Source organism: Ensifer adhaerens (assembly GCF_013283195.1).
Lineage (GTDB): Bacteria > Pseudomonadota > Alphaproteobacteria > Rhizobiales > Rhizobiaceae > Ensifer > Ensifer adhaerens_G.
Genome location: NZ_JABEKT010000001.1, coordinates 2,767,981 through 2,783,838, shown reverse-complemented (window position 1 = coordinate 2,783,838; position 15,858 = coordinate 2,767,981). Strand labels below are relative to the sequence as shown.

The window sequence follows — 15,858 nt, the reverse complement described above, 5'->3', positions numbered from 1 at the left end:
TCGGGGACACTCTTTCTGATAGGCGATCAATGTCATTTTTCGGCGTTTCCGGAATGTACTATTCCGGCGAATCCCTTGCTGAGCACCGCATCGTGCTTGCCGAGGACTCCAACCTGTTTTCGTCGATGGTCTCGAAGCGGCTGAAAGAGCTGTTCGACATCGACGTGATCGTCTGCCGCGATTATGACGACCTGCAGTTTGCTGTCGAAAATGCGACATTCCCGGCCTCGCTCGCCATTTCCAACATCAACCTGCCCGGTGCCGAGAATGGCGAGGCGCTCAACTACCTCATCGAGATGAGCGTGCCGACGGTCATCTTCACCGGCTCCTTCCAGGAGTCGACGCGCGAGAAGATCCTGGCGATGGAAATCGTCGACTACGTCATCAAGGACAGCGTCTTTGCCGTCGACATGCTGGCGGAATCGGTCTGCCGGTTTCTCACCAACCACAAGCACCATGTGCTGATCGTCGACGACAGTCCGACGGCACGCGCGCTGCTGACGACGCAGCTGAAGCGCTACAACTTCCGCACCAGCTCGGCGGAAAACGGCGCGGTGGCGCTCGAGATCCTGAAAAACAATCCCGACATCGGCCTTGTCATCACCGACTACAATATGCCCGATATCGATGGCTTCGAACTGACACGGCGCATTCGCAGCGCCTACGGCCCGCACCAGCTGCGCATCATCGGTGTTTCGTCCTCGACCAACCGGCTCCTGTCGGCGCGTTTCCTGAAAGCCGGCGGCAACGACTTTGTCGTGCGCCCGTTCGTCAACGAGGAGTTCTACTGCCGCGTCAACCAGAACCTCGATACGCTGACGAAGATCAAGACCTTGAGCGAAAAGGTAAAAGTCCCGGCGTAAGCCGCAGGGCGGATGCCGCCGGACGGCCCGCCTTTCTTCGTTTCTCGCTTGACCATCGCCTTCTGTTGACGGCGGTGGTGTTCTTCCGTCGGCAAGACAAGCCGGCGCCTTTGCAGATTTCTTGCGCTTGCGACCCCTAAAATTGCCCGGGTTGCGAGAAAAGACTCCTTACGGTTGCTCCATTAACGAAATTGCAATCAGGACCGTCTTCAATCGGCCGCAATAAAAAAGTGGGGACCCGGTACCGCCTGGTCGTGCCAAGACGAAACGTTGGGCGCGATCCGTATCGGGTATAACAGTATATTGGGAGCCAGCGTCGCCCTTTTGGGGCAAGCACGCCTGCGGCTCGAAATCGGGATTTGCAGGGACGTGAGATTGCGCCGCACGCCAGGTCGGATGAATTCTGTGCAGAAGCACAGCGACAAGCGCATGCTGCTGATCGAAGATTCCCGCATGTTCGCCACTGCGCTGAAATATGGCCTCGAGACGGTGCATGGAATCCGCGTGACGCACTGCGCCTCGCTGGAGGCGCTACGCCAGGAAATGGCCGCAGCGCCGGACAGCTTCTCGCTCGCTGTGCTCGACCTCAACCTTCCCGATGCGCCCAATTGCGAGGCGCTCGATTTCATCCTCGAAAACAATGTGCCGGCGGTGGTCTTCACTGCGGCGTTCAACGACAGCACGCGCGACCAGATCCTCGGACGCGGTGCTCTCGACTGCGTCATCAAGAACCAGCCGGAATCGATCAATCTCTTGATTGGCGCTGTCGACCGTGCCCTGACCAATGGCAAGACAACGGTGCTGCTTGCCGATTCCGACGCGGTTTCGCGTGAAGAGCTGGCCGGCATTCTGCGCCGGCAACGGATTTCGGTCTGTGAGGTCGCTTCGGCAGCCGACGCGCTGCAGGTGCTCGACTCGGGCGAGGCGATCGATGTGGTCGTCACAGACCTCGATCTTTGCGACATGACCGGCGCGGCGCTGCTTGCCGAAGTGCGTCAGCGCCAGGGCGACGAGGCGCTGCCGGTGATCGCGCTTTCCGACAGTGGCGACCGGCGTATCGGCGCAAAGTTCCTTGAGGCTGGCGGTACGGACTTCATCCAGAAACCGTTCCTTGAGGCTGAATTCAACGGCCGGATCGCCTACGCCGCCGGCATCCAGAAGCGGCTACAGACCCTGCAACGCCAGGCGGCAAGCGACTACCTGACCGATATCTACAACCGCCGCCATTTCTTCCTGACCGGCCCGCGCCTGGTCGAGCAGTGCCTGCGGCGCGGCGAGACGACTGCGATCGCCATCCTCGACATCGATCATTTCAAGCGGCTGAACGACACTTACGGTCACGAGATCGGCGATGTCGTCCTCAAGCATGTGGCCAAGCGGCTGACGACGCTGGTCGGCGACGAACATCTGCTCGCCCGCCTCGGCGGCGAGGAATTCGGTATCCTGTTCAACGGCTTCGACGTCCAGCGCGCCTTCGCCTTCTGCGAGAAGCTGCGCATCGAACTGGCAAAATCACGCATCGTTGCTGATGACGAGGAACTGTCGATCACCGTATCGATCGGTCTGGCGACCATCGAGGCGCCCGAATCCTTCGAGAACTATCTGCATGCCGCCGACCAGTTTCTCTACATGGCCAAGCACGCGGGCCGAAACCGGGTGATCTCCGAACTGGCCCTGCTCGACGCGCTGGCGTCGTAACGGGCCGAGACCTGCCATTCTCGGCTGGTCCAGCGGGGTAGGACCGTTTCGCACCGCGAAGCGTTGCCTGCCGATGCGGCGGCGATAAATCCCGATGCATTGTCGGCTGTGGCTGCTGCGAAACGTCCTTCGGTTATCTGGATAGGATCCAGACTGACAAGGAGGAGCCCGCAGATGACCAATGTTGTCTCAAATCTCTGGTTCGAGAAGGACGCGCTCAAGGCCGTCGAGTTCTATATCTCGCTCGTTCCCGGCTCGGCGATCACCCGCGCGACCGTGATGCCGGCGGAGTCGCCGGCGGGTCCGGCCGGCAGCGTCAAGGTGATCGAGTTCACACTGGGCAAGCAGGAATTCCTGGCGCTCGAGGCCGGGCCGCTCGACCCGTTTAACCATTCGTTCTCGATCATGATCCAGTGCGACACCCAGGAGGAGATCGATCATGATCCAGTGCGACACCCAGGAGGAGATCGATCGTCTCTGGAGCGCTTTGCTCGAAAACGGCGGAGAGGTCGAGCAATGCGGCTGGATCCGGGATCGCTGGGGGCTGTGCTGGCAGATCGTACCGAGGGTGCTCGGCGATATGGTCGCTCATTCCGATCGCGACCGCGCCAAACGGGCGACCGAGGCGATGCTCGGCATGATCAAGCTGGATATCGCCGGGTTGGAGCGCGCCTTCCACGCCCGGGTCTGAGCAGGGCCGTCGCGCGCCAGTGCCGGCGGCTTGCGGCAGCGGGGGGCGCTGGCCGATGCTATTTCCGCGCCTGCGGATAGATCGTCTCGCCGCGCTTCAGCATCTCGACGAAGGTTTCGATCTTCTTGCGGCGGCCGGCCTCGGTCTTCATGTTGTGGGTGCGGAAGGCGAGCGCGAATCGGTTCTGGGCGCTGAGCTTTGCAAGCATTTCCTTCGCCTCCGGCTCCGCATCGATCGCCGCCTGCAGGTCGTCGGGGATCTTCATGTCCTTGCCGCTGCCATAGGCGCGGTCCCAGCGGCCATCGGCCTTGGCCGCCTCAACCTCTTTCAGGCCGTGCGGGGTCATGCGTCCCTCGGCAATCAGCCGGGCGACGTTGTCGACGTTGATCTGGCTCCAGATGCTCTTCCTGCCGCGTGGGGTGTAGCGCTGCAGGAAGCTTTTGTCGTCGAGGCCCTTGCGCACGCCGTCAATCCAGCCCCAGCACAGGATCACGTCGATCGCTTCCTTCGGCGTGATCGATTTCAGCCCGGAGCTGACCTTATGGATCTTGATCCAGACCTCGGTTTCGCTCGCGTGGTTGGCGCCAAGCCAGGCGTAGAAGCGCTCCTTGTCCTCGAATTCGCGGACTTTTTCAGGGTCGATGATCACGGGTGCCATAGGGCGGCTTGCTCCTGGTCGTGGCGTGTCTGGGACCAACGGGACGCTGCTGCGCGCTGATTCCCCAGGGTTGTAACATCAAGGCTAAATCGCGCGTGGGCAAGCGAACCGCGGCGAACTGTTCTGTAAGGTGCAGACACGGAACAGGCGACGGAACTTAGCGTGGAGATGGTTGCCAAGGCTGAAGCTTGGGCTTTCTTCCGGTCATCCTCCGGCCCGAACCACGGCGCGGAAAGGTGTCTGTCGCGGCCGTTGACCGTAGCTTTTGACAGCAAAAAGGGCGGTTAATCCCGCCCTTTGTTTTTTCTCCGTCGCTTGTTCCTACCGCGCCATTTGCAGCGTCAGCTTGCGGTCGGCGCGCTCCTGCTGCGGCGAGCGGTTGTAGAGTTCGCGATAACACTTGGAGAAGTGCGACGCGGAGACGAAACCGCAAGCGACGGCGACCTCGACGACCGGCATCGACGACTGGATAAGCAGGTGGCGGGCGCGGTCGAGGCGGATCTCCAGATAGTAGCGGGCAGGGGACCGGCCCATTTCCTGGCGGAACAGCCGTTCGATCTGCCGGCGCGACAGGTCGGCGCCTTCGGCGATCTCCAAAAGCGACAGCGGCTCGGCAAGGTTGCCTTCCATCAGTTCGATGATCGACAGCACCTTGGCATTCTGGACGCCGAGACGGGCGCGCAGCGGCAGCCGCTGGCGATCGTGGGGTCCGCGCACGCGGTCGGTCAGCGCCTGTTCGCAGACGCGGTTGACGAGGTTCTCGCCGAAATCCTGGTCGATCAGGTTCAGCATCATGTCGAGCGAGGCGGTGCCACCGGCGCAGGTGTAGATGTTGCTGTCGATCTCGTAGAGGTCGGCATAGACATCGACCTGCGGAAAATTCTCTGAGAATCCCGGCAGGTTTTCCCAGTGGATGGCGCAGCGCTTGCCCGTCAAAAGGCCGGCAGACGCCAGCACATGGGCGCCCGTACAGAGGCTGCCGACGGCGACGCCGCGGTTGTAGACTTCGCGCAGCCAGGCATTGACCGACTTGTTGTTGAAATCCTCGACGTAGATGCCGGAACAGACCAGCACCATCGACGGACGGTTCTCACCGCCCAGGAACTTGCGTTCGTCGGCGAGAGATGAGTTGACCTCAAGGGCGATACCACTCGAGGAGAGAACCTTCTCGCCGTCGGTTGAGGTGAGGCGCCACGTATAGGCCTCGTAACCGAGCATGCGATTGGCGATGCGGAGCGTTTCGATGGCAGCCGAAAACGGCAGCATGGAAAAGTTCGGAACCAGGAAGAAGACGATGGAACGCTTTTTGGTCAAGGGCTTGTTCATGAGGCTTCCCATGCTTGGCGATGCCGTATATTCGTCGCTTGGAAGATACTCTTCGGCTTGTCTGTTTGCGACATTGACATGGAAAGCAGCGACCGCAAAGACATTTCGCATTGCGACATGGGGCGGGAAAAGGCGGCCGCGCAGGGCTTTCAGGCTTTTGTAAGGAAAGCGACAGATTTCGCAGCACGATTGACGCTATCTGACAAGAACTGCCAGAGATACGCAATAATCATAAAGCTCTCGTCACGGTTGTGTTTGCCGATTGCGACTTTTACGGCGGATGGGGCGGGTGTCGGTATGAGACAAGTCGACCTGTCTGCCGACAGGAGGCGCGGGAAACGTATCAAGTACTCTGACGGAGGGGCGACGCCTCAAGCCGAGCGGGCGTTGCCTGCTGCATTCAAGGTCCGCTAGCGGATGCCCGGCGCAAGCTCGAAAAGACGGGCCAGTTGCTGCTCGCCGTCCCAGGCTGATGGCTTGTCTGCAAATCGTCCTCGCCAACGCAAAGCCGGGCCCCACGCAGCGCGATAGGCTCGCAACGAAGCGCCGATGCCATCCTTGGCAGCCTTTGGGGAGGCTCCAGGGACGTCGTCGAAGCCTGGCTCCCACAGGCAGCATGGGCAAATCGTGATTCCTACCAATCCACCGCACTCGTCGTAGGCCGCAACGCGGGCGTAATCCGGATAGCCGCATGCGGGACAAAGAAGGCGTCCGACCTGATCGCGGACATTGAATTGACAAGCATCGACCATGCATCGAACCTACATCATCAGGTGCGCTTTCCGAAATCTCATCTTCCGCGTATTCAGCCCGGGCTTTGTAGGGTGCATGTCTCGCCGAATGGCGACGCTGGCCTGGCTTTGCCGGCACGGCGCAGTGCCCCGTTGCCCGGGACTACAAATCGGCGCCGCAGATTCCGGCCCTGCACGCTGGGGAGCCATCCGTGCAACGAAAAAGGGCGCCGCCATCAGAGCGACACCCTTCATTGTATTCGACTGCTTTGACCGCCCAGAGGGCAAGCCGTCACGTCATTGCTCGGACTTATGCACCGCATCGTCCATCGACGGGAAGCCGATGTCCTTCAGCGTGTCATAGGACAGGTTTTCCAGTGCGCGTTCCTGGCGATGACGCTTCCACGCTGCCCAGGCACGAACCTGCAGATTGAAGAGACCCGGAAGGGACGAGTGGGAGGATGCCCGTTCCGAGGCCGATGAAAACTGAGAATTGGACATTTCATGGCTCCTTCTGAGTGTCTCAGCAGGTCGCGACCATGACGGTACTTGTGCCGCAACCTGACTTATCATTCCAGCGAATATGTTTGATGCTTTTCATCAAACTTGGTGATCTATGAGCGAGTCCGTAAACATCACGTCGTCGCGAACTCGCCTCGGCAGTTTGGCCAGTTCGCGCTGGGCTTCCACCCGATATCGAGCGATCTGCCTTTGCTGTCGATGCCTGACAACACCGTCTAGGACGGCTATGACCTGGGTAAGGGCGTTGAGGACCATGTCTTTGCTCCTGCTGTACTGTTTTTGTACCACTGCCTGCGACGTGGCGCTGTTACTGCGGGAACTCTTCGAGGCGGCGATAATAAGTGCTGCGGACATGGGCTTCTCCTGGCGTCCTTGCAACTTGACTATCGGTCTTTGCTGATGTTCAATCAAACGAAATGATGTGAACCTTTCTTTCAGTTTTATTGAATGAGGATGCCGCCATGAACATGATGATGCGCCACGCGCTTCCGCTCCTTGAAATGGATGTGCTGAAGACTTTTGTCGCCATCGCCGAAACGGGCAACTTCACCACTGCGGCCGAAACGGTCTACCGCACGCCGTCGGCGGTCTCGATGCAGATCAAGAAGCTCGAGGAGCTGCTTGGCTGTACGCTCTTCCTGCGCGACGCGCGCTCGGTGTCTTTGACGCCGAAAGGTGAGATGCTCCTGGGCTTCGCCCGCCGCCTGCTGGCACTCAATAATGAAACGGTGTCGCGCTTCCTGTTGCCGGATATGAACGGCGTTGTGCGCGTCGGGGCGCCTGAGGATGTCGGCGAGCGCATCCTGCCCGAGGTGCTGAAGCGCTTTGCCGAATCCTATCCGAACGTAACCGTCGACGTCTCGATCGGCATGAGCACCGCCATGCGCAAGCGTGTCGACGAGCATCGCCTCGACATTGCCATCTTCAACAGCCTGACCGATGTCGCGCCGAAGAATGCCGAGATCCTGATGCAGGAGAAGCTGGTCTGGGCCGGCGTCAAGTGTGGAAATGCCCACCTGAAGGACCCGCTGCCAGTGTCGATGTGGGAAGATGGCTGTGTGTGGCGCGCCGATGCGGTGGAAAAGCTGTCGCGTGCCGGCCGCAAGTTTCGCATTGCGTTCCTGAGTGCCTACACGACCGGCCAGCGTGCCGCCGTGCTCGCCGGCCTCGCGATCGCGCCGCTGCCGCGTTATCTCGTCCACGGCGAGATGGTGCAGCTTGGCGAGCGCGACGGTCTGCCGGACCTCGGCCACTACGATATCGGTTTGCAGGTGATCGATAGCGCCTCGGCGCCGGTGCTCGCGGTGGCCGATCACGTTCGCGACGCTTTCGCCGAACTGAGGATGCAGGCGGGCGAGGTGCGGCTTGCGTCAGCCGTGGCCTGAGCCAGAGGGGGGCTTCCGTCACGTCGTCATGCGTTGATCGACGCGCAAGGGGGATGTTTGATGGCCCGCGATGACCAGCCGCGACCTATTCTCGATCCGATCGATCGGCTCTCGGAGATCATCTTCGGGCTGCTGATGGTGCTGTCCTTCACCGGCACCATGAGTGCGGCTGTGGGCGGCGGCGAGAAGGTCAATGCCGTGCTGATCGCCGCCTTCGGCTGCAATCTCGCCTGGGGCATCGTCGATGGCGTCATGCATGTGCTGACGACGGCGGTGGAGCGGGTGAAGCGTCAGGGCTTCATCGAGACACTGCAGCGCGAACCTTTGCCGCGGGCACGCGACGTGTTTTACGACAACCTGCCCGATGACGTTCGCTCGGTCGCGTCGCAAGCCGAGATGGATGCGCTGTTGCTTCGGGTCCGTGCCTTGCCGGCCGCAGCCCGCCAGAGGGTCGTCACGGGTGGTGACCTCAAGGCAGCCTTCGCCATCTTTGCGCTTGTCGCCATCTCGACGCTGCCGCCGAGCATTCCCTTCCTGTTCATCGATCAGATCGACGTGGCCATGCGGGTGTCGAACGCCATCGCGCTCGTCATGCTCTTTGTCATCGGTGCCCGGCTGGGGCAGTACATGGGCCGCAGCCCCTGGCCAATGGCGTTTGCGATGACGGCGATCGGCGGCGTGCTTGTCGCCGTGACGATCGCGCTGGGTGGCTAGGCTGGCATGTGATTGTTGATATCTTGAGTCATTTCTAAGTTCTATATTATTGAAATCATGTCATTTGTCGGATGGCGCAGTTCGCCGAAACTTCCGCGGTGCCGATAGCAGTCCCTTGGTTGTTTTCCATAAGTAGAAGCTTATAATAAGCCATGGCTTATGAAGGCAGGGTGCTTGTCGCGCTCGCCGATCCCACCCGGCGGGCGATCATCGAAAAACTCGCGACCGGCGGCTGCTCGGTTGCAGAGATCGCCCGGTCCTTGCCAGTGTCCCAGCCGGCGATATCTCAGCACCTGAAGGTGCTGAAGCAGGCAGGCCTCGTTCGCGACACACCGTCAGGCGCGCGCCGCATCTATTCGATCGACCGGGACGGCTTGGGTCCGCTGCGCCAATGGCTCGATCGTTTCTGGGGCGATCAGCTCGCGGCGTTCAAGGCGCTGGCCGACCTCGATGGAGCCATCTGAGCGTCGGCATGGCGCGAGACGCAGCCGGTGAGACAAACGGGAGGCCGTGACATGCACCGCATCGAACCTGCGCCGGTGCGCAAATCCGTGACCGTCGGCGTGCTGCCGCAGCGCGCCTTCGAGATCTTCGTTTCACATATGGGCGAGTGGTGGCTGAAGAGCCACAGCCTGACGGCAAGCGGACAGACGACCGTCGTGGTCGAGCCGTTTTCGGGAGGTCGCTGGTACGAGATCGGCAATTCCGGCGAAGAGAAGGAATGGGGGCGGGTGCTGGCCTGCGAGCCGCCGAAGCGCATTGTCTTCGCCTGGCAACTCAACGCCGAATGGGTCTTCGATCCGGATTTCCAGACCGAGGTGGAAGTGACCTTCGAACCCGCGACCGACGGCGGCACGGTGGTGCGGCTCGAACATCGCGACCTGGAGAACTATGGCGCCAAGGCGAACGAGGCGCGCACGTCGCTCGATTCCGAAGGTGGCTGGGCAGGGTTGCTGGGAGCGTTTGCGGCGCAGGCTGCGTGAGGCGCCGTGGTCATGGCCTTTGTGGAAGCAGCCGGTATCCCGCTGCCGCGACCTCTCCTCGCAGGCGGGGAGAGGTCGGAAGGCGTCGGTTTCTGGCAGTGTCGTTACGGAGCTGCGGCGCGGGGCGTCCTACTCCCGGCTGCGTCTCCGTCTGCGGCCACCACCTTCGCCATCGTCCGCCGCCACCTTCGGCTCCGGCCAGGTGACGACCTGAGACAGTTTCGGGAAGGCGTCGACCTTGTTCGGCATCGCCATCGCGTTGATGAAATGCTCCTGAAACTTTGATTCAAGAGCCGTCTCTATCTTCTCGATTTTGCTGACGGTTTGCTCGATCTCGCGGCGGTGGCCGCGGTTCAGGAGCGCCATCAGCGCGCCGGTGCCGGCGGCGTTGCCGACGGCCTTCACTTCCTCGAGGTCGCAGTCCGGGATCAGGCCCAGCACCATGGCGTATTTCGGATCGATGAAGGAGCCGAAGGCGCCGGCAAAGCGGATGGTGTCGACATGATCGATCTCGAGCTTTTCCATGAGCAGCTTGATCCCGGCATAAAGGGCAGCCTTGGCGAGCTGGATGGCGCGGATGTCGTTCTGCGTCACGGTGATGCGCTGTTGGCCTTCATGCAGAAGGTAGGAGAAGGTGCGGCCGTTCGGGATGATGCGCGGGCTTTTCGCTGCCATGGCGCCATCAACGACGCCGTCCTGCGAGATGATGCCGGAGAGATACATCTCGGCGACGATCTCGATGATCGCCGATCCGCAGATGCCGGTGACGCCGACTGCAGCCGCCGCCTCGGCAAAACCGTCCTCGTCAGACCATTTCTCGACGCCGATAACGCGGAAGCGCGGCTCAAGCGTCTCGGGATCGATGCGCACGCGCTCGATCGCGCCGGGTGCCGCACGCTGGCCGGAGGAGATTTCGGCGCCCTCGAAGGCGGGGCCTGTTGGAGAGGAGGCGGCAACGACGCGGTCCTTGTTGCCGAGCACGATCTCGGCATTGGTGCCGACATCGACGAGCAGCATCATCTTGTCCTGACGGTACGGGCCTTCCGACAGTGTGGCGCCGGCAGCATCGGCACCCACATGGCCGGCAATGCAGGGCAGCATGTAGAGGCGCGCGCCGCGATTGACGTCGATGTCGATCTCGTGGGCCCAATATTGCAGCGCGCCAGAGACGGCGAGCGCAAACGGCGCCTGGCCGAGTTCGGTCGGGTCGATGCCGAGGAACAGGTGGTGCATGATCGGGTTGCCGACGAACACCATGTCGAGAATGTCGTGGCGGTCGACCTCGCCCTCGGCGCAGACCTTGCCGATCAGGCTGTTGACCGCCTCGCGCACCGCCTTGGTCATGGCCTCGCGGCCATCCGGGTTCATCATCACGTAGGAAACGCGGCTCATCAGATCCTCGCCGAAGCGGATCTGCGGGTTCGAGGTCCCCGACGAGCCGACGATACGGCCCGACAGCAGCGAAACGAGATGCATGGCGATGGTCGTCGAGCCGATATCGCAGGCGATGCCATAGGCCTCGTTCTTCAGTCCCGGCCACAGGCCGACGATGAAGGGCCGCGAGGAATCCATGTCGCGGTGGATGGCGGCGGTGACCGCCCAGTTGCCCTTGCGCAGGATGCCCTGCACCTGCGGGATCAGGTGCGGGGCGATCAGCAGGTCCTTCCAGCCCCAGTCCTTCTCCAGCATCACCTTGAGGCGGTCGAGATCGCCGAGCGGCTTGTGCATGTCGGGTTCGTCGACCTCGACATAGCAGAGCTGGACGGCGGCGTTGCGCTCGATCACGCGGTCGCTCGCCGCCTTGCGCACCACCTGCGCGTTGATGACGGTATCCTGCGGCACGTCGATGACGAGATCGCCGAGGATCTGGGCGGAGCAGGAGAGGCGGCGCCCGTCAGGCAGTTCGCGCACCGAGGCGTAGCGCTGCTCCTTCGGGCCGAGAGGCGAAATATGGTCGTTGGAAGAGACGATCTTGTGCTTGGCGAAACTGCCTTCCTGCACCTCGATCTGACAGCGCCCGCAGGTGGCGCGGCCACCGCACACGCTTTCGACATAGACCCCGAGCGAGCGGGCGGCATCGAGCACCGGCGTGCCGACCGGGAAGCGGCCACGCTTGCCCGAGGGCATGAAGAGAACGAGGGGATCCTTATGCGCGGCTTCGGTCATGTTGGTCTCGATCTCGGAATTGCCTTCGATGCGCATTCTATTCTGTCTTTCCTGAAGCCCGCTTCGACTGGTGAGGCGAAGCACGGGTAAACGGCTTCAGACTGCACCGGAATGCAGCCTGATAGTTGTCAGATCCCGACATGGAAAGATCTGCGAGCATCATTTCGTCAGGGGCGCGCAGCCGCGGCGGTATCCGTTCACGACGACTTGCGCGACAGCCGCCTTGCATTGCCGCGCACCCGCTTCCCATAGGGCTTGAGCGCGGCAGAGGCAATCGCCGTTCCACCCAGGCCAAAGGATGCATTGCCGCCGGTCATCAGCCGCATCGTATTGTCGAAGGCGGCGCGCCACAGCGCCATGTTCACTGCCATCGCGCTCTCGGCGGTGGCGGCGACCTTCTCCGAGATCATGCGGGTGATTTCGGTCGAATCCTGGCTCTTGCCGGTCAGGGCCGCCATCTGCATTTCGTGCAGTCGAAGCGCGATCACGAAAGGGGCTTCGAACCAGAGCGTAAAGGTGTCCAGGTGAAGTCGGCGCGTTGTCATCGTTGATCCCTACTCTTGTGCCGCGATAGCGGCGGTCGGATGCCTGACTATGATGCCGTGGTCAGTTTGGCAGCTACGATTGCCCATGTAAACGCGGCCGCCATTGAACCCCAGGCCCCCCAGGAGAAGGTCTTGTAGACCCGCCCCTGGGGGGCGAGTTTTCCTATGCCGCACGCCAGGTCCCGGATCGTTAGAACTACGACGCAGACGCACATGACAGGTAGGAAGAACGTGATGATCTCAGAGGTAAACCTGTCGAACTCGTCCTCGCCGTCGAGGATGAGGGTTTTGGTGACGAAGATCACGCCGACGATGTAGGGAAAATAGCGCAGAGCATAAGCATAACTATTTCCCATACCCTTATCCCGCTATCCTTTCAGATGGACCCGACGGCAGGCTATTCGCTTGCCGCAGCGCCACCGGTGCGCGCGGCGCGCCCGCCGCGACGGCCGCCGGAGGCTGCCGGAGCCGCTGCCGCCGCCACGGCATGGCCGCCTTCTGCCGGCTTGTGGTCGCGATAGGTCCTGATCCAGTTGGTGCAATTGGCATCGGTGCCGTTCAAGACGTTTGCGGCACGCACGGCTTCCATTTCTTGCGGGCGGCAGGGGTTCATGATCGCGGATGTCATGCCGGCGCCGATGACCATGGGGATGAAGCCGGCGTTGATGCCGTGGCGATGCGGCAGGCCGAAGGAGATGTTGGAGAGGCCGCAGGTGGTGTTGACCTTCAGCTCTTCGCGCAGACGGCGCAGAAGCGCAAACACCTGCCGGCCAGCGTCGCCCAGCGCACCGATCGGCATCACCAGCGGATCGACGACGATGTCGTGCGGCTTGATGCCGTAATCCATGGCGCGCTCGACGATTTTCTTGGCAACGGCGAAGCGCACGTCCGGATCCATCGAAATGCCGGTCTCGTCGTTGGAGATCGCGACGACAGGCACATCATATTTCTTGCAGAGCGGCAGGATCGCTTCGAGCTTTTCCTCTTCGCCGGTGACGGAATTGACCAGTGGCCGGCCCTTGGCGACCTTCAACGCCGCCTCGATCGCGGCCGACACGGAGCTGTCGATCGACAGCGGCACGTCGACGAGGCCCTGGACGATTTCCAGCGTCTTGACCAGCAGCGGCGGTTCGGTCTCGTTCGGGTTGACCGCGGTGACGCCGGCATTGACGTCGAGCATCGTTGCGCCGGCGGCGACCTGTTCCAGCGCGTCCTTGATGACGGTGTCGAAATTGCCCTCGATCATCTCCGCGGCCAGCTTCTTGCGGCCGGTCGGGTTGATGCGCTCGCCGATGACGCAGAAGGGCTGGTCGAAGCCGATGATGATTTCGCGGGTGGCGGAAGCGACGATGGTACGGGTCATGTAAGATCCTTTGATCCTGTGGCGTCGGGTTTCGTTGTCTCACCCGTGATCGATGAAAGCGGCCGGGTCTGCCGGCGCCGGTGTGTCTACAATTGTTTCAGTGGGGGTGGTGGGCTGCAGCGCCTGCCATCTCCTGCTGGTTTTCTTCCTTGCCTTCGCGAATGTGCTCCAGCCGTTCGGCCACCAGCGCATCGGCCGGCAACGTTTCGCGTTTCCAGGGCTGGCGACCCTTCAATACGCCTGATTCATGCACGATCTCTGCGACATATTCTTCCTGGCGATAGGCCATGACGTGGACGCCGGAGACGCCTTCGATCTCCTTGACCTCGTTGATGATGTCGATGCAGAGCTGCTTGCCTTCCTTCTTCTGGTCCTGTGCGCCTTCGAGCCGCGCGATGATGCTGTCGGGAATGTGGATTCCCGGCACGTTGGAGCGGATCCAGCGGGCGGTCTTGGCCGACGCCATCGGTCCGACACCGACGAGGATGAAGCATTTTTCGTCGAGGCCGAGGTCGCGCACCTTCTTCATGTATTCGCGAAACATCGGCACGTCGAAGCAGTACTGGCTCTGCACGAACTGCGCGCCGGCCTCGATCTTCTTGGCGAGACGGTAGGGGCGGAAGTCGTAGGGCGGGGCAAAGGGGTTGATGGCGGCGCCGAGAAACACCTGTGGCGGCGTCGTCAGCTTGCGGCCCGAGAGGAATTTCGAGTTGTCGCGCATGATGCGCACGGTTTCGAGCAGCGACATGCAATCGAGGTCGAAGACCGGCTTGGCACCGGGCTGGTCGCCGGCCTGCACGCCGTCTCCGGTCAGGCACATGACGTTCTGCACGCCCATGGCGGACGCACCGAGCACGTCGCCCTGGATGGCAATGCGGTTCTTGTCGCGGCAGGCGATCTGCATGATCGGGGCGTAGCCCATGCGTGTCAGCAGTGCGCAGATGCCAACGGACGACATGTGGCAGTTGGCGCCGGAGGCATCGACCGCATTGATGCCGTCGACCCAGCCGTCGAAGATCGCCGCGCGCTCGTAGACATCCTGCGGGTTGGCGCTGTCGGGCGGGTTGAGTTCGGCGGTCACGGCGAACTCGCCGCGGCGCAGCACGCGCTCGAGCCGCCCGCGAGAGGAATGGCCGGGCAGCGGGTCAAGCGGGGCGCCTGGATCGTGTGGATTGTAATCGGGGCTCATGCCTGCTTCTCTTTCGCCTGTGCTTCACGGCGGGCAGCCGCTTCGGCCGTCACCCGCAGCCAGGAGGAGGTTTCGCGCAGCGACTGGTTGACCGGTTTCTGCACGTTCAGGATCGCATCACCCTTCGTCATGTTCTGCGAGCCTTTCCACGCCTGCACCCATACGCAGGGCATGTCCGGCTCGACCTCGCAGTTGCCGTTGGCGCGCACACCGCCGCAGGGGCCGTTGCGCAACTGCTTCGGACAGTTCATCGGGCAGGACATGCCGGTCGACGACAATGCGCACTGGCCGCACATGCGACAGTCGAACAGAAAGCCCTTGACGTGGCGTTCGACGAAGGTCACCGGCCGCTCGACGCGTCCGTAGCCGATCGCGTTCCAGAGCGGATGCAGAAGCAGGAACAGGTCGGCGAAGCGGTTGTAGAACCATTCGAGGAAGCGCGAGTTGCGCACGGCCCAGAGGCGAACCGTGTATTTGTGGCGCGAGCGACGGCTCGGCGAGACGCCTGATGGCGTAAAGGCGCCGGTCGCAGCCTTGGCGGCGGCCGCTGCATTGCCCTTGACGATCTTCGCCTCCGCCGCTCCTGCAACCTTCGGCTCAGCCATTGTCGCGGCCCCCGGATTTGACGAGAGCGACCAGGCGTTCACGATCAAAGGCCGCTTCGAGTTCGGCGGCGGCGCGATCGGCTTCCGCCTCCAGGTCGTCGGAGACGGGCTCGGGCTCCGCCTTGCGCCATTCCGCGAGGTAGTCGTCGGTCTCGGCGGCACCCGTGCGCATGGCGCACATGTCGATCGCCTCGGTGAAGCGCAGCGAAAGCTCGCGCTTGGCGGTCGTGCGGCCCTTCTTGATGATGACCTGGGCCGGGATGTCGCGCCAGTAGACGATTATGCGATCTGCCATCGGGTGTCGTTCTCCTCTTCCTGCGACAATGCTTATGTCCGGGCGTCGTGGCTCATCTCGCCACGACGTTGGATATGTCCAAAAACGACGCCGGCCCAGAACGTCGCAAGCCCCTGGCACTTTA

The 15,858-nt window shown here is 62.1% G+C and carries 17 protein-coding genes and 1 pseudogene; 7 read left to right on the top strand and 11 right to left on the bottom strand.

Going from position 1 to position 15,858, the window contains the following annotated elements; all coding sequences use genetic code 11:
• The first annotated feature begins 29 nt into the window (after nucleotides 1-29).
• The 3 genes and pseudogenes from LPJGGPFB_RS13235 (at nucleotide 30) to LPJGGPFB_RS13225 (ending at nucleotide 3,252) form a co-directional block, all read left to right on the top strand.
• On the top strand, nucleotides 30-863 hold the full coding sequence (locus LPJGGPFB_RS13235) for a response regulator (RefSeq protein ID WP_173420325.1): 834 nt from the start codon (nucleotides 30-32) through the stop codon (nucleotides 861-863).
• A 396-nt stretch (nucleotides 864-1,259) separates the two neighbouring features.
• A complete protein-coding gene (locus LPJGGPFB_RS13230; protein WP_210264387.1) occupies nucleotides 1,260-2,561 on the top strand; it encodes a GGDEF domain-containing protein in 1,302 nt (433 codons plus the stop codon).
• A gap of 174 nt (nucleotides 2,562-2,735) precedes the next feature.
• Nucleotides 2,736-3,252 (top strand): annotated as a pseudogene (locus tag LPJGGPFB_RS13225) (VOC family protein).
• A gap of 58 nt (nucleotides 3,253-3,310) precedes the next feature.
• Here the strand turns inward: LPJGGPFB_RS13225 and LPJGGPFB_RS13220 are convergent.
• The 4 genes from LPJGGPFB_RS13220 to LPJGGPFB_RS13205 form a co-directional block, all read right to left on the bottom strand.
• Entirely contained in the window at nucleotides 3,311-3,910 is a 600-nt protein-coding gene (locus tag LPJGGPFB_RS13220) for a YdeI/OmpD-associated family protein (protein ID WP_173420323.1), read from the bottom strand.
• Nucleotides 3,911-4,231: 321 nt separating this feature from the next.
• Nucleotides 4,232-5,236 carry a GlxA family transcriptional regulator gene (locus LPJGGPFB_RS13215; RefSeq protein ID WP_173420322.1) on the bottom strand — a complete coding sequence of 335 codons (1,005 nt, stop codon included), beginning with the start codon at nucleotides 5,234-5,236 and terminating at the stop codon, nucleotides 4,232-4,234.
• Nucleotides 5,237-6,264: 1,028 nt separating this feature from the next.
• Entirely contained in the window at nucleotides 6,265-6,468 is a 204-nt protein-coding gene (locus LPJGGPFB_RS13210; protein ID WP_173420321.1) for a hypothetical protein, read from the bottom strand.
• Between the two features lie 99 nt (nucleotides 6,469-6,567).
• Nucleotides 6,568-6,843, bottom strand: a complete 276-nt coding sequence (locus tag LPJGGPFB_RS13205; protein WP_173420320.1) for a hypothetical protein — start codon at nucleotides 6,841-6,843, stop codon at nucleotides 6,568-6,570.
• Between the two features lie 107 nt (nucleotides 6,844-6,950).
• On the opposite strand from LPJGGPFB_RS13205, the gene LPJGGPFB_RS13200 reads away from it, so the two are divergent.
• The 4 genes from LPJGGPFB_RS13200 (at nucleotide 6,951) to LPJGGPFB_RS13185 (ending at nucleotide 9,571) form a co-directional block, all read left to right on the top strand.
• Complete coding sequence (locus tag LPJGGPFB_RS13200) at nucleotides 6,951-7,874, top strand: LysR substrate-binding domain-containing protein (protein ID WP_173420319.1); 924 nt, start codon at nucleotides 6,951-6,953, stop codon at nucleotides 7,872-7,874.
• Between the two features lie 60 nt (nucleotides 7,875-7,934).
• Entirely contained in the window at nucleotides 7,935-8,588 is a 654-nt protein-coding gene (locus LPJGGPFB_RS13195) for a VIT1/CCC1 transporter family protein (protein WP_173420318.1), read from the top strand.
• Nucleotides 8,589-8,740: 152 nt separating this feature from the next.
• Nucleotides 8,741-9,052 (top strand): ArsR/SmtB family transcription factor, encoded by a 312-nt coding sequence (locus tag LPJGGPFB_RS13190; protein WP_173420317.1) that lies wholly within the window; start codon nucleotides 8,741-8,743, stop codon nucleotides 9,050-9,052.
• Between the two features lie 51 nt (nucleotides 9,053-9,103).
• Nucleotides 9,104-9,571 carry an SRPBCC family protein gene (locus LPJGGPFB_RS13185; RefSeq protein WP_173420316.1) on the top strand — a complete coding sequence of 156 codons (468 nt, stop codon included), beginning with the start codon at nucleotides 9,104-9,106 and terminating at the stop codon, nucleotides 9,569-9,571.
• A gap of 129 nt (nucleotides 9,572-9,700) precedes the next feature.
• On the opposite strand, the gene LPJGGPFB_RS13180 is transcribed toward LPJGGPFB_RS13185, so the two are convergent.
• From LPJGGPFB_RS13180 to LPJGGPFB_RS13150, 7 genes are all read right to left on the bottom strand, one after another.
• Nucleotides 9,701-11,773: an ASKHA domain-containing protein gene (locus LPJGGPFB_RS13180; protein WP_173420315.1), complete on the bottom strand. Its 2,073-nt coding sequence runs from the start codon at nucleotides 11,771-11,773 to the stop codon at nucleotides 9,701-9,703.
• A gap of 161 nt (nucleotides 11,774-11,934) precedes the next feature.
• On the bottom strand, nucleotides 11,935-12,282 hold the full coding sequence (locus LPJGGPFB_RS13175; RefSeq protein ID WP_173420314.1) for a hypothetical protein: 348 nt from the start codon (nucleotides 12,280-12,282) through the stop codon (nucleotides 11,935-11,937).
• Nucleotides 12,283-12,329: 47 nt separating this feature from the next.
• Entirely contained in the window at nucleotides 12,330-12,638 is a 309-nt protein-coding gene (locus tag LPJGGPFB_RS13170; protein ID WP_173420313.1) for a hypothetical protein, read from the bottom strand.
• 41 nt (nucleotides 12,639-12,679) lie between these two features.
• The gene (locus LPJGGPFB_RS13165; RefSeq protein WP_077503875.1) at nucleotides 12,680-13,645 is read right to left on the bottom strand and encodes a methyltetrahydrofolate cobalamin methyltransferase; all 966 of its coding nucleotides are present in this window, start codon (nucleotides 13,643-13,645) and stop codon (nucleotides 12,680-12,682) included.
• A 97-nt stretch (nucleotides 13,646-13,742) separates the two neighbouring features.
• Nucleotides 13,743-14,834, bottom strand: a complete 1,092-nt coding sequence (locus tag LPJGGPFB_RS13160) for a methylenetetrahydrofolate reductase (RefSeq protein ID WP_173420312.1) — start codon at nucleotides 14,832-14,834, stop codon at nucleotides 13,743-13,745.
• Nucleotides 14,831-15,439, bottom strand: coding sequence for a methylenetetrahydrofolate reductase C-terminal domain-containing protein (locus LPJGGPFB_RS13155; protein WP_173420311.1), 609 nt, complete (start codon nucleotides 15,437-15,439; stop codon nucleotides 14,831-14,833). The genes LPJGGPFB_RS13160 and LPJGGPFB_RS13155 overlap by 4 nt, the downstream gene beginning before the upstream one ends.
• Nucleotides 15,432-15,734, bottom strand: a complete 303-nt coding sequence (locus tag LPJGGPFB_RS13150; RefSeq protein WP_077503872.1) for a virulence factor — start codon at nucleotides 15,732-15,734, stop codon at nucleotides 15,432-15,434. Before LPJGGPFB_RS13150 ends, LPJGGPFB_RS13155 begins: the two co-directional genes overlap by 8 nt.
• Nucleotides 15,735-15,858: the final 124 nt, after the last annotated feature.